Annotated in this window: 13 protein-coding genes; 10 read left to right on the top strand and 3 right to left on the bottom strand. The window is 63.7% G+C overall.

The window, feature by feature from the left end; translation table 11 throughout:
* Positions 1-216: 216 nt before the first annotated feature.
* Positions 217-1,020 (top strand): EamA family transporter, encoded by an 804-nt coding sequence (locus WD006_RS27980; protein ID WP_231108951.1) that lies wholly within the window; start codon positions 217-219, stop codon positions 1,018-1,020.
* On the opposite strand, the gene WD006_RS27975 is transcribed toward WD006_RS27980, so the two are convergent.
* The gene (locus tag WD006_RS27975; RefSeq protein ID WP_029306369.1) at positions 1,017-1,622 is read right to left on the bottom strand and encodes a GNAT family N-acetyltransferase; all 606 of its coding nucleotides are present in this window, start codon (positions 1,620-1,622) and stop codon (positions 1,017-1,019) included. The two genes, WD006_RS27980 and WD006_RS27975, sit on opposite strands and share 4 nt — an antisense overlap.
* Before the next feature lie 88 nt (positions 1,623-1,710).
* Here WD006_RS27975 and WD006_RS27970 point away from each other — a divergent pair, with 88 nt between their 5' ends.
* From WD006_RS27970 to WD006_RS27945, 6 genes are all read left to right on the top strand, one after another.
* Positions 1,711-2,181: a winged helix-turn-helix transcriptional regulator gene (locus WD006_RS27970; protein ID WP_029306370.1), complete on the top strand. Its 471-nt coding sequence runs from the start codon at positions 1,711-1,713 to the stop codon at positions 2,179-2,181.
* Between the two features lie 312 nt (positions 2,182-2,493).
* Positions 2,494-3,807 (top strand): MFS transporter, encoded by a 1,314-nt coding sequence (locus tag WD006_RS27965; protein ID WP_029306371.1) that lies wholly within the window; start codon positions 2,494-2,496, stop codon positions 3,805-3,807.
* A gap of 37 nt (positions 3,808-3,844) precedes the next feature.
* A complete protein-coding gene (gene nirB / locus WD006_RS27960; protein WP_029306372.1) occupies positions 3,845-6,406 on the top strand; it encodes a nitrite reductase large subunit NirB in 2,562 nt (853 codons plus the stop codon).
* 25 nt (positions 6,407-6,431) lie between these two features.
* Positions 6,432-6,833: a nitrite reductase small subunit NirD gene (gene nirD / locus WD006_RS27955; protein WP_011519244.1), complete on the top strand. Its 402-nt coding sequence runs from the start codon at positions 6,432-6,434 to the stop codon at positions 6,831-6,833.
* Positions 6,834-6,886: 53 nt separating this feature from the next.
* Positions 6,887-8,128 carry an NAD(P)/FAD-dependent oxidoreductase gene (locus WD006_RS27950; RefSeq protein WP_017511552.1) on the top strand — a complete coding sequence of 414 codons (1,242 nt, stop codon included), beginning with the start codon at positions 6,887-6,889 and terminating at the stop codon, positions 8,126-8,128.
* Between the two features lie 19 nt (positions 8,129-8,147).
* Positions 8,148-10,895, top strand: a complete 2,748-nt coding sequence (locus tag WD006_RS27945) for a nitrate reductase (protein ID WP_029306374.1) — start codon at positions 8,148-8,150, stop codon at positions 10,893-10,895.
* Positions 10,896-11,097: 202 nt separating this feature from the next.
* Here WD006_RS27945 and WD006_RS27940 read toward each other — a convergent pair whose 3' ends face one another.
* Positions 11,098-13,302, bottom strand: a complete 2,205-nt coding sequence (locus WD006_RS27940) for an OsmC domain/YcaO domain-containing protein (protein ID WP_029306375.1) — start codon at positions 13,300-13,302, stop codon at positions 11,098-11,100.
* 543 nt (positions 13,303-13,845) lie between these two features.
* Here WD006_RS27940 and WD006_RS27935 point away from each other — a divergent pair.
* Genes WD006_RS27935 through WD006_RS27925 form a run of 3 tightly spaced genes read left to right on the top strand, consistent with a single transcriptional unit; the run spans position 13,846 to position 16,434 of the window.
* Positions 13,846-14,472, top strand: coding sequence for a helix-turn-helix transcriptional regulator (locus tag WD006_RS27935; protein WP_011519248.1), 627 nt, complete (start codon positions 13,846-13,848; stop codon positions 14,470-14,472).
* Positions 14,462-15,442, top strand: coding sequence for an ornithine cyclodeaminase family protein (locus tag WD006_RS27930; protein ID WP_011519249.1), 981 nt, complete (start codon positions 14,462-14,464; stop codon positions 15,440-15,442). The genes WD006_RS27935 and WD006_RS27930 overlap by 11 nt, the downstream gene beginning before the upstream one ends.
* 23 nt (positions 15,443-15,465) lie before the next feature.
* The gene (locus WD006_RS27925; protein ID WP_011519250.1) at positions 15,466-16,434 is read left to right on the top strand and encodes a threo-3-hydroxy-L-aspartate ammonia-lyase; all 969 of its coding nucleotides are present in this window, start codon (positions 15,466-15,468) and stop codon (positions 16,432-16,434) included.
* A 62-nt stretch (positions 16,435-16,496) separates the two neighbouring features.
* Here the strand turns inward: WD006_RS27925 and mdtD are convergent, their stop codons facing one another.
* Entirely contained in the window at positions 16,497-17,951 is a 1,455-nt protein-coding gene (gene mdtD, locus WD006_RS27920) for a multidrug transporter subunit MdtD (protein ID WP_375198990.1), read from the bottom strand.
* Positions 17,952-18,213 lie beyond the last annotated feature (262 nt).

Raw genomic sequence — 18,213 nt, 5'->3', positions numbered from 1 at the left:
AACGATAGCCCTCCGCCGGCCGTCTCGCAAAAATGCTGCGCCGCAGGAAAAACTGTACAGCGCGCGCAACCGTCATCTGTGTATGGCACCCGACGTAGCGCTCAGGCATGATGCCGCACCGCCCCAGTTGGGGGCTGATTCCCCGGACAAGAATTGCCTCTCTCGCGCATAAAACAAAGCGACAGCTTGCTGGCTGTGCTGGCCTTGATCGGCTCGATGGCGTCGCTCTGCATCGGCACATCATTTGCCAAGAGCCTGTTTGCGTCGGTCGGCGCACAGGGCACCACCGCGCTGCGAGTGAGCTTCGCGGCGGTGATCCTGATCTGCGTCTGGCGCCCCTGGCGTTTTCCGCTCTCCGGCAAGAATGCCCGCGCCATCGCCCTTTATGGCGCCGCGCTGGGCGGGACCAACCTGCTGTTCTACATGTCGTTGCGGACGATCCCGCTCGGGTTGGCGATCGCCATCGAATTCACCGGTCCGCTGGCGGTTGCCGTGCTTTCGTCACGCCGCGCGATCGACTTTCTGTGGATTGGCTGCGCGGTCACCGGACTGATCCTGCTGCTGCCGCTTGGCGAAGCCGCCACGCACCTCGACCCCGTAGGCATTGGCTTCGCGCTCGCCGCAGGGGTGGGCTGGGCGCTGTATATCGTGTTCGGACAGATGGCGGGTAACGCCCATGGCGGCCAGGCCACGTCCCTGGGGATGACCATGGCGGCATTGGTCGCCCTGCCATTCGGACTGGGCCACGCCGGACTGGAGATGTTCAGCCCAGCTCTTCTGCTTTCCGGCCTGGCGGTTGGCATTCTTTCCAGCGCGATCCCGTATTCGCTGGAAATGGTGGCCCTCAAGCGACTCCCCCGGCGCACGTTCGGCATCTTGTTGAGTCTGGAGCCTGCCATGGGCGCCCTGGCGGGCCTGGCATTCCTGAACGAACAACTGACGCCGATTCAGTGGGTAGCGATTGCCGCGATCATCGTCGCGTCGATTGGTTGTACGGCTACGTCGAGAAGCAAGCGTTAATGGGCGGCGAACCAGTCGCGCGGCAGCCGGTGTTCCCGCGCTGACGCCCGCGTCTCTGCCAGGGTCAGGCTGACCTCATGCAGGAAGCTGTCCTCGGGGTTGCGGCGCGCGGAGAATCCGCAGCCCCGCATGATCGCCAGCATCCGGCGGTTCTCGCTGAGAACGTCGCCCCGCATTCCACGCAGTTGCCCCGATCGGGCCAGTTGCTGCAGCCGCTGTATCAGCCGGCGACCCAGACCCTGGCCCTGCCACGCATCGGCGACCACAACGGCCAGTTCGGCAACATCCTCCTCGTTCACCACATATTCGGCATTGGCGACGATGGTTTCGGCGCCATCCGCCTCGCGGTACGTCACCACGAGTGCCACATCCCCCGCCTTCCGATGGCTCACGAAGCCTTGAACGATCTCGTCAGTCACGCGCCCACCAGTCAGGAAGCGGAAGTAGCGGCTTTCGCGTGACAAGCTGTCGACAAACATCCGCAACCCGGCCTGATCTGCCCCGCGCGCGGCCCGAAGCGTCAACCGAACGCCGCTGCGGCCGGTCCAGTTTTCTTCACTGATCGGTGTCGCCACCTGGTTGTCGTCTTCGACACGGCTCATGGTCCGCTCCTGACTACGTTTTGTATAGTCAGGACTATAGTCGAAACCCTAACTTTTGCAAATGAAGTTAGGCTGCTATGCTCAAAGCATGACCACGCCACCGCCCGTCGACCTCACGAACTGCTCGATTGCCGCCACGCTCTCGTTGATTGGCGAGAAGTGGACGATTCTCATCTTGCGCGATGTGTTCTCCGGGGTACGCCGCTTCGATGACTTCCTCGAGCGCCTGCAATGCTCGCCGGCCGTACTGTCGGCGCGGCTCAAGACGCTGACCGAGGCGGGATTGCTGCGCAAGGTCGGCTACAAGGCGCCCGGGGAGCGGGAACGCTTCGCCTACCATCCAACGCGCGCGGCGGTCGATCTGCTTCCCGTCCTGGTCGGACTGATGCAATGGGGCGATGCCCATATGGCAGACGACGGTAGCGGCCCGGCCGAAGTCCGCTCCAAACTCTCCGGACTCAAGGTGCGTGCCGCATTGATCGACGAGGCTGGGGAGACTGTCTCACCCTCGGACATGCAACTGCTGGCCGTCCCCGCCTCCACCGACACGGCCGCCTAAGCAAACGCACCGCTTGCACACATTGCACCGCACCATTGCCGTGCGGACGCCCAATACTGGCGCTGCACCATGTCGCGTCAATGTGCACGCCCTTCCACTCGATGATCGGGCCACGCCCCGATAAGCCTCCGAATCGGCATTCGTGCACGCTGGCACGACGCTTGCGTTACTAAGCACGGGCCGGTCAACGGCGATCCGCCCACCCCACACAGCCGCAGCTCCTTTTGAGAGCCGCCGGCAGGACAACGGCGTCCCCAGAACTGGCCCATCGGGTCGGACTCTCGGGACGCCTTTTGTTTTTGGAGCAAAAGGATGAACGGCAAAGCCACCCGGATCGATCTGCTGAGTTTCAAGACGCCGCAGATGCGCGCCTTCCACCTGACCTGGATGGCCTTTTTCGTCTGTTTCTTTGCGTGGTTTGCCTGCGCGCCGCTCATGCCGGTGCTCAAGGGCGAATTCGGCCTGACACCGAACCAGATCGCCAATATCAATATCGCCGCCGTCGCCGTGACCATCCTGGTGCGACTGGTGATCGGCCCGCTGTGCGACCGCTTTGGCCCGCGCAAGACCTACACCGGCCTGCTGGCGATTGGCGCCCTGCCCGTGCTCGGCGTGGCCTTCGCCCAGAACTACGAGACCTTCCTGTTCTTTCGCCTGCTGATCGGCGCGGTTGGCGCCAGCTTCGTGATCACCCAGTACCACACGTCGGTGATGTTCGCACCGAACGTGGTGGGCACCGCCAATGCGGCGTCCGCTGGCTGGGGCAACGCTGGTGGCGGCGCCGCGCAAGGCCTGATGCCGCTGCTGCTGGCCACGATCCTGTTTCTCGGCGTCGATCACACGATGGGCTGGCGCGTGGCGCTGCTGGTGCCTGGCATCCTGATGCTGGTCATGGCCGTCGTCTACTGGCGCTTCACGCAGGACTGCCCCGAAGGCAACTTCTCCGACCTGCGTGCCCGTGGCATCGCCGTCAGCGGTGGCAAGGGCGGTGGCGGCTGGGCCAGCTTCCGCGCCGCCAGCGCCAACTACCGCGTCTGGATGCTGTTCATCACGTACGGCGCCTGCTTCGGCGTGGAAATCTTCATTCACAACGTGGCCGCCACGTTCTATGTCGATCGCTTCGGCCTGTCGCTTTCGGCCGCCGGCATGGCCGCCGCAAGCTTCGGTCTGCTGGCCCTGTTTGCCCGCGCGCTGGGCGGCTACGTATCGGACAAGCTGGCCATGCGTCGCGGCCTCGACGCCCGCTCCCTGATCCTGTTCGTCTTCATCCTCGGCGAGGGTCTGGGCCTGCTCGGTTTCGCTCACGCCTCAACCGCCACCACTGCGGTAGCAGCGATGCTGGTTTTCGGGCTGTTCACGCACATGGCCTGCGGGGCGACGTACGCGCTGGTGCCGTTCATCGATCGCAAGGCACTTGGCGGCGTTGCCGGCATCATCGGCGCCGGCGGCAATGTGGGCGCAGTGGCGGCGGGCTTCCTGATGAAGGGCCTCGGCGACCTGCAGCAGACCCTGACGTGGCTCGGCGTGGCCGCCACGCTGGCCGCCCTGTGCGCGATTGCGGTGCGCTTCAGTGCCGAGCACAAGGCCCAGGAGCAGGCGCTCTACGACAGCGCGCTCGCCAACTGAATTCCACAAGACATTCCCTTCGGACAAGGAAAGCATCATGAAGATCATCATCGTCGGGCATGGCATGGTCGGCCACAAGTTCCTGGAATGCCTCGCGGACGCTGGCGCCCAGGACCTCGAAGTGACGGTGCTTTGCGAGGAGCCCCGCCCCGCCTACGATCGCGTCCACCTGTCCGAGTTCTTCGCCGGCAAGTCCGCCGAGGATCTGTCGCTGGTGCCTGAAGGCTTCTTCGCCCAGCACAACAACATGCTGCTGCGCCTGAACGCGAAGGCCACGGCCATCGACACCGCCGCGAAGACGGTCACCACCTCCACCGGCGAGACGCTCGGCTACGACAAGCTCGTGCTCGCCACCGGCTCCTATCCGTTTGTACCTCCGCTGCCCGGCAAGGATCGCAAGGACACTTTCGTTTACCGCACGATCGAGGACCTCGAGGCGATGCTCGAATGCGGCCAGCGCGCGACGTCGGGCGTGGTGATCGGCGGCGGCCTGCTTGGCCTGGAGTGCGCCAAGGCGCTGCGCGACATGGGTCTGCAGACCCACGTTGTGGAGTTCGCCCCGCGCCTGATGGCGGTGCAGGTCGATGATGGCGGTGGCCGGATGCTGCGCCAGAAGATCGAGGAACTGGGCGTGACGGCGCACACCGGCAAGAACACGCTGGAGATCGTCGATGGCACCGAAGGCACGCATCGCATGAACTTCGCCGATGGCACTCACCTGGACACTGACATGATCGTGTTCTCGGCCGGCATCCGCCCGCGCGACGAGCTGGCACGCGCCAGCGGCCTGACGATCGGCGTGCGCGGCGGCATCGTGATCGACAACAACTGCCTGACCTCGGACCCGCACGTCTACGCCATCGGCGAGTGCGCGCTGTGGGACGGCAAGATCTATGGCCTGGTGGCCCCGGGCTACGACATGGCCCGCGTAGCCGCCCGGCATCTGCGCGGCGAAGCCTCGGAGTTCGCTGGCGCCGACATGAGCACCAAGCTCAAGCTGATGGGCGTGGACGTGGCCAGCATCGGCGACCCGCACGGCAACGAACCGGGTAGCCGCTCATACCAGTTCACCGACGAACGCAAGCAGATCTACAAGAAGCTGGTGGTATCCGAGTGCGGGAAGTTCCTGCTCGGCGGCGTGCTGGTTGGCGATGCCGCCGAGTACGGCACGCTGCTGCAGATGATGCTGAACCGGATCGAACTGCCGGAATCTCCGGAGTTCCTGATCCTTCCTGCCTCCGATGGAAAGGCCCGGCCTGCGCTCGGCGCCGACGCGCTGCCGGATACCGCCCAGATCTGCTCGTGCAACAACGTCAGCAAGGGCGAGATCTGCGGCGCCGTGTGCGATGGCGCCACCACCATCGGCGCGCTGAAATCGTGCACCAAGGCCGGCACCGCGTGCGGTGGCTGCGTGCCGCTGGTCACGCAGATCATGAAGGCGGAAATGAAAAAGCAAGGCATGGCCGTGAACAACCATGTCTGCGAGCACTTTCCGTACTCGCGTCAGGAGCTGTACCACCTGGTGCGCGTCGGCAAGTTCAAGTCCTTCGACGACCTGCTGGCCGCGCACGGCTCCGGGCTGGGTTGCGACATCTGCAAGCCGACCGTCGGCAGCATCCTGGCGTCGTGCTGGAACGAATTCGTGCTCAAGGAAGAACATGCCAGCCTGCAGGATTCGAACGATTACTTCCTGGCCAACATCCAGAAAGACGGCACCTACTCGGTGGTCCCGCGCATGCCCGGCGGCGAAGTCACGCCCGATGGCCTGATCGCGGTTGGCCAGATCGCGAAGAAGTACGGCCTCTACACCAAGATCACCGGCGGCGCGCGGGTCGACATGTTCGGCGCGCGGCTGGAGGAACTGCCGCTGATCTGGGAAGAACTGATCGCGGCCGGCTTCGAATCGGGCCATGCCTACGGCAAATCGTTGCGCACGGTGAAATCGTGCGTGGGCTCCACGTGGTGCCGCTATGGCGTGGACGACTCCGTCGGCCTGGCCATCGACATCGAGAACCGCTACAAGGGCCTGCGCGCGCCGCACAAGATCAAGTTCGGCGTCTCGGGCTGCACGCGCGAATGCGCCGAGGCGCAAGGCAAGGACGTTGGCATCATCGCCACGGAGCGCGGCTGGAACCTCTACGTGTGCGGCAACGGCGGCATGAAGCCACGCCATGCCGAACTGCTGGCGGGCGATCTGGACCGCGAAACGCTGATCCGTTACGTCGACCGCTTCCTGATGTTCTACGTGCGCACAGCGGACCGCCTGCAACGCACCAGCACGTGGCGCGACAACCTCGAAGGCGGCCTGGATTACCTGAAGTCCGTGATCATCGACGACAAGCTCGGCATCGGCGCCGAACTCGAAGCCGAGATGCAGCACGTGGTGGATACGTACGAAGACGAGTGGAAGCGCGCCGTCACCGACCCCGAGACGCGCAAGCGCTTCCGCCACTTCGTCAACAGCGACCTGCGCGACGACAACCTCATGTTCCTGGAGGAGCGTGGCCAGGTTCGCCCCGCCACGCAGGAGGAACGAAACTTGCAACGTTCCCGCCTGAGCCACATCCCCGTGGTTGCCGTGCCCGCAAAAGCAGCGTGAAGCCCCCGATTTCAAGGAGAACGTGATGAGCCAAGCCCACCACCCAGAGACCTGGACCGCGATTTGCACCTTGCGCGATATCGTGCCCAATACTGGTGTCTGCGCCCTGGTCGACAGAAAGCAGGTCGCCGTCTTCCGCATCGGCCGCGGCGAGGAGGTCTACGCGCTGGCCAACTTCGACCCGAACGCGCAGGCAAACGTGCTGTCGCGTGGTCTGGTCGGCAACCTTGGCCCGCGCACCGTGGTGGCGTCGCCGATCTACAAGCACCACTTCGATCTGCGCACCGGCGAATGCCTCGAAGCGCCCGAGCACTCGGTGGATGCTTATACCGCGCGGGTCTACGACGGCAAGGTCTGGGTGGCCACCGCAGCCACGGCCCGCGAGGTGGAGGCAGAGGCGGAGGCCGAGGAAGAACTGGCCGCCTGACCTTCGATCGACACCCCTCGCCCACGCCAACAGCCAGAATCAGGAAGACGCTCATGACGCCCCCCGTCTCGTCCCACGCCAAGCCGCGACTGGTCGTCGTCGGCAATGGCATGGCCGGAATGCGCACGGTCGAGGAACTGCTGAAGCTGGCGCCGGACCTGTATGACATCACAGTGTTCGGCGCCGAGCCGCACGGCAACTACAACCGCATTCTGCTGTCCCCGGTGCTCGCCGGCGAAAAGACCGTCGACGACATCATGCTGAACACCCGAGCCTGGTATGGCCAGCATGGCATCGAGTTGCTGGCCGGCGATCCGGTCGTTGCAATCGACCGGCCACGCCGGCTGGTACGTTCCGCGTCCGGCAAGGAAGTCCGCTATGACCGCCTGCTGCTGGCAACCGGCTCCAAGCCGTTCATTATCCCCGTCCCCGGCCACACGCTCGACGGCGTGATCGCGTTCCGCGATATCCAGGACGTGGAAACAATGCTCCACGCCGCTCGCAATCATCGCCATGCGGTGGTGATCGGCGGCGGCCTGCTTGGCCTCGAAGCGGCCAACGGGCTGATGCGTCAGGGCATGGACGTCACCGTGGTGCACCTGGCCGACAGCCTGATGGAACGCCAGCTCGACAAACCTGCCGCCGAACTGCTCAAGGCAGCGCTGGAACGCAAGGGTCTGCGCTTCCTGCTCAGCGCGCAGACCGCCGCCGTGCTCGGCAGCGAGCGGGTCACGGGCGTGCTGTTCAAGGACGGCACGCAGATCCCGGCGGACCTTGTGGTGATGACCGCCGGGGTGCGCCCCAACATCGAACTGGCCGCCAGCGCAGGGCTGCGCTGCGAGCGCGCGATCGTCGTCGACGACACGCTGCAGACCTTCGACCCGCGCATCTACGCCGTGGGCGAATGCGTGCAGCACCGCCAGGCCACGTTCGGGCTGGTGGCACCGATCTGGGATCAGGCACGGGTGTGCGCCGCCCACCTGGCAGGTGCCGGCCACCGCCGCTATGTCCAGCAGGCCACCGCTACCAAACTCAAGGTCACGGGCGTGGACCTGTATTCGGCCGGTGACTTCATCGGCGGCGAAAGCAGCGAAGACCTCGTGCTGCGCGATCCGCGCCGAGGCGTCTACAAGCGTCTGGTGCTGCAGGGTGGCCGGCTTGTCGGTGCCGTGCTCTATGGCGACGTCCAGGACGGCCCGTGGTATTTCGACCTGATCCAGACCGGTCAGCCGGTAGCCGCATTGCGTCAGCGCCTGCTGTTCGGCAAGGCGCAATGCGAGGCCCTTGCGGCGTAGCTTTTTCCGGGACATCGACGTGAACCTGTCAGATATCGCGGTGGTCGCCACCACCCCCACCAAGACAATCTCCACGACCTGCCCCTACTGCGGCGTAGGCTGCGGCGTGCGCGCCACCGTGCGTGCCGATGGTCTGGTCGACATTGCCGGCGATGCCGATCATGCTTCCAACGCCGGGCGGCTCTGCGTCAAGGGCTCCGCGCTGGGCGAAACGCTCGACCTGAACGGGCGGCTGCTGCATCCGCAAGTGCGCGATGCCGATGGCTCGCTGCGCCGCGTGGACTGGGACGAAGCCCTCGACAAGGTCGCCCGTGGCTTCACGGAGATCATCGCCAGGCACGGCCCCGACGCCGTTGCGCTCTACGTGTCGGGCCAGCTTCTGACCGAGGACTACTACGTCGCCAACAAGCTGATGAAGGGCTTTATCGGCACGGCGAACATCGACACCAACTCGCGCCTGTGCATGTCGTCGGCGGTCGCTGGCCACAAACGCGCGTTTGGCGAGGACCTTGTCCCGTGCAGCTACGAGGACCTCGAACTGGCCGATCTCGTCATCCTGGTGGGCTCCAATACCGCGTGGTGCCACCCGATCCTGTTCCAGCGCCTGACCCGCGCCAAGGAAGCGCGGCCCGAGATGAAAATCGTCGCGATCGACCCGCGCCGAACCGCCACCTGCGAACTGGCGGACCTGCACCTGCCGCTGCGCGCCGGTACCGATGTGCGGCTGTTCAATGGGTTGCTGAGCTACCTCGCGCGTCACGGTCATGGCGATGACGTCTTCGTGGCGGGCCATACCGCTGGCCTTGACGATGCGTTGACCGTGGCCGACGCCGACGGTGCCGATATCGCCGCCGTGGCACGCGCGTGCAAGCTTGCTCCGCAGGATGTGCAGGCGTTCTACGAACTGTTCGCCGCCACGACGAAGGTCGTCACCGCGTTCTCGATGGGCGTGAACCAGTCGTCGGCCGGCACGGACAAGGTCAACAGCATCATCAATTGCCACCTGCTGACCGGCCGGATCGGCCGTCCCGGCATGGGGCCCTTCTCGCTCACGGGCCAGCCCAACGCCATGGGCGGACGCGAAGTCGGCGGACTGGCGAATATGCTCGCGGCTCACATGGAACTGGGCGACCCGCGCCATCGCGACATCGTGCAGGACTTCTGGCACTCGCCAGCCATGGCGGACAAGCCCGGTCTGAAGGCGGTGGACCTGTTCGAGGCCATCGAACAAGGCAAGGTCAAGGCCGTGTGGGTGATCGCCACCAATCCGGTGGTCAGCCTGCCGGACGCCGATCAGGCCCGGCGCGCGCTGGCCCGCTGCGAACTCGTGGTGACGTCGGACATCGTCACACGCACGGACACCAACGACGCCGCGCATATCCTGCTGCCCGCGCTGGGCTGGGGCGAGAAAGACGGCACGGTCACCAACTCCGAGCGCCGCATCTCGCGCCAGCGTGCATTCCTGCCCGCTCCCGGCGAAGCCCGCGCGGACTGGGACATCCTCTGCGACGTGGCGCGCCGCATGGGATTCGCCGGCTTCGACTACGCCGGCCAGCATGAGATCTTCGACGAGCACGCGCGTCTCAGCGCCTGGCGCAATGGTGACGATAGCGGCGACGATGCGGCGCACGCACCGCGCATGTTCGACATCGGCGGCCTCGCCGGCATGGACCAGGCCGCGTACGACGCCATGTTGCCCGTGCAATGGCCGCTGCCCGCCATGGCTTCGTCAGGCAAGCAACGCCTGTTCGAGAATGCCCGCTTTGCCTTCGCCGATGGCCGGGCACGCTTCGTCGCCACGGCGGCGCGCGCGCCCGTCCATGCCACCGACGATGAGTTCCCGCTGATCCTGAACACCGGTCGCGTGCGCGATCAATGGCACACAATGACCCGGACGGGCAAAGCCGCCCGCCTGTCGGACCACCTGCCCGAGCCATTCGTCGACATGCATCCGCAGGACGCACTGCTCTGTGGTGTGGGCGAAGGCAAGCTCGCACGCGTGACCAGCCGTTGGGGCATGATGATCGGCCGAGTCCGTTTTGGCGGGGGCATTCCGCGCGGCAGCGTCTTCGTGCCAATCCACTGGAACGACCAGTTCAGCTCCGACGCGCGCGTTGGCGCGGTGGTCAATCCGGCCGTCGATCCAGTGTCAGGCGAGCCCGAGTTCAAGCACACGCCCGTGCGAGTGGAGGAATTCCGCGTGTCGTGGCACGGCTTCGTGCTGAGCCGCAAGGTGCTTCCCGCTGACGCGCTGACCTGGTGGACCCGCATCCAGGGCAAGCATTTCCATCGCCACGAGTTCGCGGGCCGCGATGTCATCACGGATCGTGCCGCGTGGGCACGTGAGCGACTGGGAGCGCAGGCGCCCGACGCGGATTGGCTCGAATTCGAGGATCGCGCCGCGGGCGTCTATCACGCTGGCTATATCGTCGATGATCGGCTTGAGGCTTGCGTCTATCTCTCGACCCGCCCCGACCTGCCGTCGCGCGCCTGGCTATCTCAGCTTTTCGGCCAGGCACGCCTGGAAGACAGCGATCGCATCGGCCTGCTACTGGGCCAGCCACTCGAAAAGACAGCCGATGCGGGCCCCACGGTCTGCTCGTGCTTCGGCGTGGGCCGCAACACGATCTGCGACGCGGTGCGCCAACACGACCTCAAGACACCAGCGGAGATCACGGCTTGCGTGAAGGCCGGCGGCAATTGCGGCTCCTGCGTGCCGGAGTTGCGCAAGCTGCTGGTGGAAATCCGGGTGGTGGAAGTGGCTTAACAGATACGCAGACGACAAAGGCGCGGCGGGCCGTGTGCTCTCCGCGCCGTTCTTTCGTCCGCTTCTTTTGGTTCATCGCCGATTTGCGGGGTGACTGACCGTCGCAGACCGAGCCTGAGCGGCCTTTCAGCCTTCTCGACAGCGGACACTGACGGTGAGCGCTTCCCGCTGGAGGCCCTCACCGCCGTCTTCATCCTCGGCCTTAACTGGCTGCAGCCGCTGCATTTGCCCGCGCGGCGTGCAATTTCTTGTAGCTGTCAATCAGGCGGTGGTGCCTGTCGAGCCCCTCCAATTTCATGCTGGTTGGAGTCAAACCAAAGAAACGCACGCTGCCGTCAACTGAACCGAGCACCGCGTCCATCCGCGCATTGCCATACATCCGACGGAAGTTGACCTTGTAGTCTTCCAGGTCAAGGTCGTCATCCAACAGCACCTCCAGCACCACATCCAAGGCTTGGTAAAACAGTCCGCGCTCGAGCGTGTTGTCGTTGTATTGCAAGAAGGCGCCCACCAGTTCGTGCGCCGCCTCAAATTGCTGCAACGCGAGATGAATGAGCAGCTTCAACTCCAACACTGTCAGCTGGCCCCAATCGGTATTCTCGTCAAACTCTATGCCGATCAGCGTGGCGATGTCGGCGTATTCATCGAGCTCACTGTTATCCAGGCGCTCAAGCAGGGCCTCCAGGCTTTCGTCGTCCAGGCGATGCAAGTTCAAAATGTCTGCGCGGAACGACAGTGCCTTGTTTGTGTTATCCCAGATCAGATCCTCGACAGGATAAACTTCCGAATAGCCAGGAACCAATATCCGGCAGGCAACGGAGCCTAGCTGGTCATACACCGCCATATACACTTCCTTGCCCATGTCTTCCAGGATGCGGAGCAAGGTTGCTGCTTCCTCGGTATTGGAATTCTTGCCTTGGCCAGAAAAATCCCACTCGACAAAATCGAAATCCGATTTGGCGCTGAAAAAGCGCCACGACACCACGCCGCTGGAGTCAATGAAGTGCTCGACAAAATTGTTTGGCTCAGTCACGGCATTACTGACAAAGCTGGGCCGTGGCAGATCGTTCAGGCCTTCAAAACTACGACCCTGCAGCAATTCCGTCAAACTCCGTTCCAGCGCCACCTCGAAGCTTGGGTGCGCACCGAACGAAGCAAAGACACCGCCAGTGCGTGGGTTCATCAAGGTGACGCACATCACCGGATAGATCCCACCCAACGATGCATCCTTCACCAATATCGGAAACCCTTGCTCTTCCAACACCTGAATGCCAGCCATAATGCCAGGATATTTCGCCAGCACTTCCTGAGGCACATCAGGCAGTGCCATTTCGCCCTCCAGAATCTCGCGCTTTACCGCCCGCTCGAAAATCTCCGACAAGCATTGCACCTGTGCTTCGGCCAGTGTATTGCCTGCACTCATGCCATTGCTGGCGTAAAGATTTTCGACCAGATTGGAGGGGAAATACACCACTTCGCCGTCTGACTGGCGTACGAAGGGCAGCGAACAGATACCACGCTGCACATTCCCCGAGTTGGTCTCGTACAGATGCGAGCCGCGTAACTCGCCATCGGGATTGTATATAGGCAGGCAGTATTCATCGAGAATTTCAACGGGTAGCGCATCTTTGCGTCCCGGCTTGAACCAGCGCTCGTTCGGGTAGTGTACAAACGCCGCATTGGCGAGATCTTCGCCCCAGAATGTACCGGCATAAAAATGGTTGCAATTCAGGCGTTCGATAAATTCACCCAACGCCGACGCCAATGCGCTTTCCTTGGTTGCTCCCTTGCCGTTGGTGAAACACATTGACGAGTGCGCGTCACGGATATGTAGCGACCAGACATTGGGAACGATATTGCGCCATGACGCGATTTCAATCTTCATCCCCAGGCCCGCCAAAATGCCTGACATATTGGCGATAGTTTGCTCCAATGGGAGATCCTTGCCTGAAATATAGGTGCTGGCGCCAGACGCCGGCTTCAACGTCAGCAACGATTGAGCATCGGCGTCCAGGTTCTCCACCTCTTCGATCACAAACTCGGGTCCGGTTTGCACCACCTTTTTTACCGTGCAGCGATCGATGGATCGCAAGATACCCTGGCGGTCCTTGGCAGAAATATCTGCTGGCAATTCGACCTGAATCTTGAAAATCTGCTGATATCTGTTTTCCGGATCAACAATATTATTCTGCGACAGGCGGATATTATCGGTGGGAATATTGCGGGCCACACAGTACAATTTGACAAAGTAGGCCGCACACAAAGCCGACGAGGCGAGAAAATAATCGAACGGACCAGGTGCGGAACCATCGCCTTTATAACGGATAGGCTGGTCAGCTACTACCGTGAAATCATCGAACTTAGCTTCAAGACGCAGCTTATCGAGAAAGTCGACCTTAATTTCCATGAGAAATTCCAAAAACGATGCCAAAAATGTGATGCGGTCGCTATTTTCGATGCCGCGCTGGTGCGTATTGTAATATGGCCAAGCTTTCTGCAAGCGTTATCGCCCGGCATGTTCGAATCGCGATTGCTAGGATTTTCGCCACAAAGGCGAATGTCCCTTCATGGCCGGTCTCGGCCCGTCGAGCTCCCATGGTTCTGCGGCGCGCCCATGCGTCGTCGATCCCTGTTCCTGGGCAAACACCCGGCTCTGCCCTGGATGCCATGCTGCAGGGCCACACAGTCCACAACGAAAGCGCCCATGGCGGGACTGCCGAAACTCTTTGCCATCGCCCCACATCCGTGCGCGCGAATGGCCTCTAACGACCGGAAGGGACATCCGACGGCCTGTTTAGTAGCGTCGCCTTCTGGCCGGCCTCAGCCGTCGGATCTTCAGCCTTTCCCGGAAATCGGCGATGAACCTTCTTTTTCGCCCATTTCTTGACATTTATTCCATTTCTATACAAACTGTCCAGAATCATGGCTTCATACACCGAGACCGCCTGACATGGTCAAACGCACCGCCGAGCAGCGTGTCCTGCTCGACCAGATCAAGCAGATTGCCGATGGCCTCGGCCAGACGCTTGCGCCGTTCTGCGAGGTCGTGGTTCATGACCTGCTGGAGCCCGAGCAGTCGATCCTGGCCATCCACAACAACCTGTCCGGCCGCGCCGTTGGCGATCCGACCACCGAGCTTGGTCAGGCACGCATCACCGATCCCGACTACCCGCAGGTTCTGGCCAACTACGCGAACCAGTTCGCGGACGGTCGTCAGGCAAAAAGCACGTCGATCGGCATCAAGGACGCCAGCGGCAACTACATTGCCGCGCTGTGCATGAATGTCGACCTGACGCTATTCCGCAGCCTGCAGATGGCCATGGGCCAGTTCGTCCAGACCGCCACGGACGGTCCGAAGGAAACGCTCGATCCTGCAGGCACCGACGCGCTGCGCGACCGCATCGACGCCTTCGCCGCGCGGCTGGCCACCACGCCGCGCGCCTTGAAAACCGAGGAGCGGCGCGCGCTGCTGGGTGAGTTGAAGGCATCGGGGCTGCTCGATGTTCGACGCGCCATGGAAACCGTCGCGGCCCATCTGGGCGTGTCGCGCGCAGCCGTCTACAGCTATGTCCGCTAATCAACGATCCGCAGAGCTGCTTCTGCTCGACAAGCACGCCGTGGAAGCGGCGCTGCTGCCCGACGACGTGCTGGCCGCCGTGCGCGAGGCATTCGTGCTGCACAGCCAGCGTGAGGGACGCGTCTTCCCTGTGGTGCGGGAAAAGCTGGCGACAGGCGGGGTGTTCGGCATCAAGGCCGGCGACGTGGGCAGCCAGAACCTGCTTGGCTTCAAGGCTGCCGGGTTCTGGCCTGGCAACCGCCAGTTGGGCGGAGACACCCACCAGGCCACGATCGTCCTGATCGACCCCGCCACGGGGCGGCCCCTCTGCATCGTTGACGGCAACGCCATCACCACGGCACGTACCGGCGCCGCCGGCGGCATCGGCCTGCAACAACTGGCCCGGCCCGACAGCACGCGCGTCTGCGTCTTTGGCACCGGCGTCCAGGCCCGCATTCAGCTCGAATTTGCCTTGCTCCTGATGCCCACCTTGCAAACGGTGCGCTATGTTTCGAGCAGTGGCCAGCGCCACGCGGCGTTTGAAGCAGCCTTCCAGGACCGGTGTGACATCCAACTGGCGACGGACCGCGATGACGCCGTGGCCAACAGCGACGTGGTAATCACCGCCACCCCGGGCGGCGGCCCCTTGTTCGACGCCCAGGCCGTGCGGCCGGGCACGCACCTGACCTGTGTCGGCGCCGATACCACCGGCAAGCGCGAACTGCCTGCGGGCGTGCTGGAACGCGCGCGCATCGTCGTGGACGACAGCGAACAGGCGCGCCGCATCGGCGAATGCCAATGGGCCCCCGATCTCCCATGCATCGAGATTGGCGACCTGCTGACCGGCAAGGCCACGATCACGCGCGAGCCCGCCGATATCACCGTATTCGACATGACCGGACTGGCCCTGCAGGACCTGACGGTCGCCCGCTTCCTGGACCAACGCGCGCGGGCCGACGGCACCGGCACACGCCTGGCCTGGCCCTGGTAACAACTCTCCTCTCCCTGCCCATCATGACGACCCTGCAACTGCCCACCTACGCCGACGTCGAAGCCGCCGCCAAACGGATCGAAGGCTTTGCCAACCGCACGCCGGTCAACACGTCGCGCACGCTCAACGAAATGCTCGGCGCGGAAGTCTTCTTCAAGTGCGAGAACTTCCAGCGCATGGGCGCCTTCAAGTTCCGAGGCGCGTTCAACGCGCTGGCGAAGTTCACCGCCGAGCAACGCCGTGGCGGCGTGGTCGCGTTCTCGTCCGGCAATCACGCGCAGGGCATCGCGCTGTCCGCGAAGCTGCTGAACATGCCCGCCACGATCGTGATGCCCCACGACGCTCCGGCCTTGAAGGTAGCGGCGACGCGGGGGTATGGCGCAACCGTAGTGAGCTATGACCGCTACAAGGAAGACCGTGAAGCCATCGGCCGCGATCTGGCCGAAAAGCACGGCATGACGCTGATCCCGCCGTATGACCATCCGGATGTGCTGACGGGCCAGGGCACCGCCGCCAAGGAACTGTTCGAGGAAGTGGGCGCGCTCGACGCCATCTTCACCCCGCTGGGCGGCGGCGGACTGCTCTCCGGCACCGCATTGACCACGCGCGCGCTGGCGCCACAGTGCCAGATCTACGGCGTGGAGCCAGAGGCGGGCAACGACGGCCAGCAATCGTTCCGCAGTGGTTCGATCGTCCATATCGACACCCCGCAGACCATTGCCGATGGCGCTCAGACGCAGCACCTGGGTCAGTACACGTTCAGCATCATCAAGCGTGACGTGACTGACATCCTGACCGCAACAGACGCGCAACTGGTCGAGGCCATGCGCTTCTACGCCGAACGGATGAAGATGATTGTCGAGCCGACCGGCTGCCTGGGCCTGGCGGCGGTCATGCAGATGAAGGACGCGCTCAAGGGCAAGCGCGTGGGCGTAGTGATCAGCGGCGGCAACGTCGACCTGGAGCGATTCTGCTCGCTGCTGTCAGCCTGATCCTTCCGCGCATCAAACCGAACGTCAGGCACTCGGGCCGGGAATCGCATCCCCGGCCTGCTTCAAACCTCCCCACCCTGCTTCACGTCTTCCCTGGCCTTGTGCCGCTCCGCCTTCTCGGGCGAGAGTTGCATGAAGATCCACGCCGATGCCGACGTAATGAGCCCGACGCAGACGAACGTCGCGTGAAACGCAGGCAGGACGTCCAGGTGATGCTCGCCGATGCCCTCCTGGAACGTCGCCAGCAATGCGCCGGCGGATGTCACCGCCAGACTCATCGACAACATCTGCACCATCGACAACATGCTGTTGCCGCTGCTCGCCCGGGTACCACTCAGATCCTTGAGCGTCACGGTATTCATCGCGGTGAACTGGATCGAATTAACCGCGCCAAAAATCGCCAGTAGCACCACGATGAGCGCCAATGGCCGCGTCGGCGTGATCAGCGCGAACGACGCCATGACCAGTCCGACCACGAATGTGTTCGTCACCAGCACGCGGCGATAGCCGTGCCGTTCGATCAGCCACGTGGCCAGGCGCTTCGACGCCATGCCGGCGGCCGTGACAGGCAGCATCATCAGGCCGGCATCGAACGGGGAATAGCCGAGGCTGACCTGCAGGGTCAGTGGAATCAGGAACGGCATGGCGCCATTGCCGATACGCGCGAACAGGTTGCCAAGCAGGCCCACGCTGAACGAGTGAATGCGGAATAGCCTCAGCGGGAACAGCGGCTGCTTGCGCTTGTTGGCGTGGAGCACGTACGCGCTGAGCGCGGCCATGCTGGCGATCAGCAGCATCAGCACCGTGGCGTGCTGGAAGCCCATCTCCGCGAGTCCGTCGAGCGAGAACGACAACGTCACCATGGCAATTGCCAGGAACGCATAGCCAACTGCATCGAACGTGCCGATGCCGGGCAAGCGCGGGTTCGGCATATAGCGGATGGTGGCCAGCACGCCCAGCAGGCCGACCGGCACATTGATCAGGAAGATCCAGTGCCAGGAGAACGTCTGGGTAATCCAACCGCCCAGCGTCGGGCCGATGAGCGGACCGATCATGCCTGGGATGGCCACGAAACTCAGCGCCTGCAGATACTGCTCGCGCGGAAACGTACGCAGTACGGAGAGTCGCCCCACGGGCAGCAGCATCGCCCCGCCCGCCCCCTGCACCACGCGGGCCGCGGTCAGGAACGGCAGCGAAGGCGCCGCGGCGCAAAGCAGGGATCCGGCCACGAACAACACGATCGCGATCTGGAAGATGGTTCTTGTGCCGAATTTGTCCGCCAGCCAGCCCGAAGCAGGAATGATGACCGCCATGGTCAGCGAGTAGGCGATGATCACCGATTGCATCCGCAACGGGCTCTCGCCAAGGCTGTGCGCCATCGACGGCAAGGCGGTGTTGACGATCGTCGAGTCGAGCGTCTGCATGAAGAAGCCCACCGCCACCACCCACAGCATGAAGCGCAGGCGGCGGTCGATGGGCATCGTGGACGGGTGGTCGGCAGGCGTGGCTGTGGACATGGGCTGGAGGCGGTGCGTGCGCCCTACTGCGCACGGGACGAACCGCAACCATAGGCTCGCACGGCCGCGCTGGCAAGTCCACAAGCCGTGCGGGTGCGCGCCGGCATCCCGAAAACCGGGGCCCGGCAGCCTCTTTGATGGCCTGCCGCACCCCGTCCGGGGCGACGCTCAGTTGCTGGCGTCGACCAGCGTGCGTGCCTCGACCACCTTGTCGCGATACGCCTCGAAGATCCGGCGCAGCGCCTGCTCCATCGACACCTCC

Origin of the sequence: Cupriavidus sp. Met-2 (genome assembly GCF_049843575.1) — a bacterium.
Lineage (GTDB): Bacteria > Pseudomonadota > Gammaproteobacteria > Burkholderiales > Burkholderiaceae > Cupriavidus > Cupriavidus metallidurans.
This window is presented reverse-complemented; position numbering and strand designations above follow the sequence as displayed.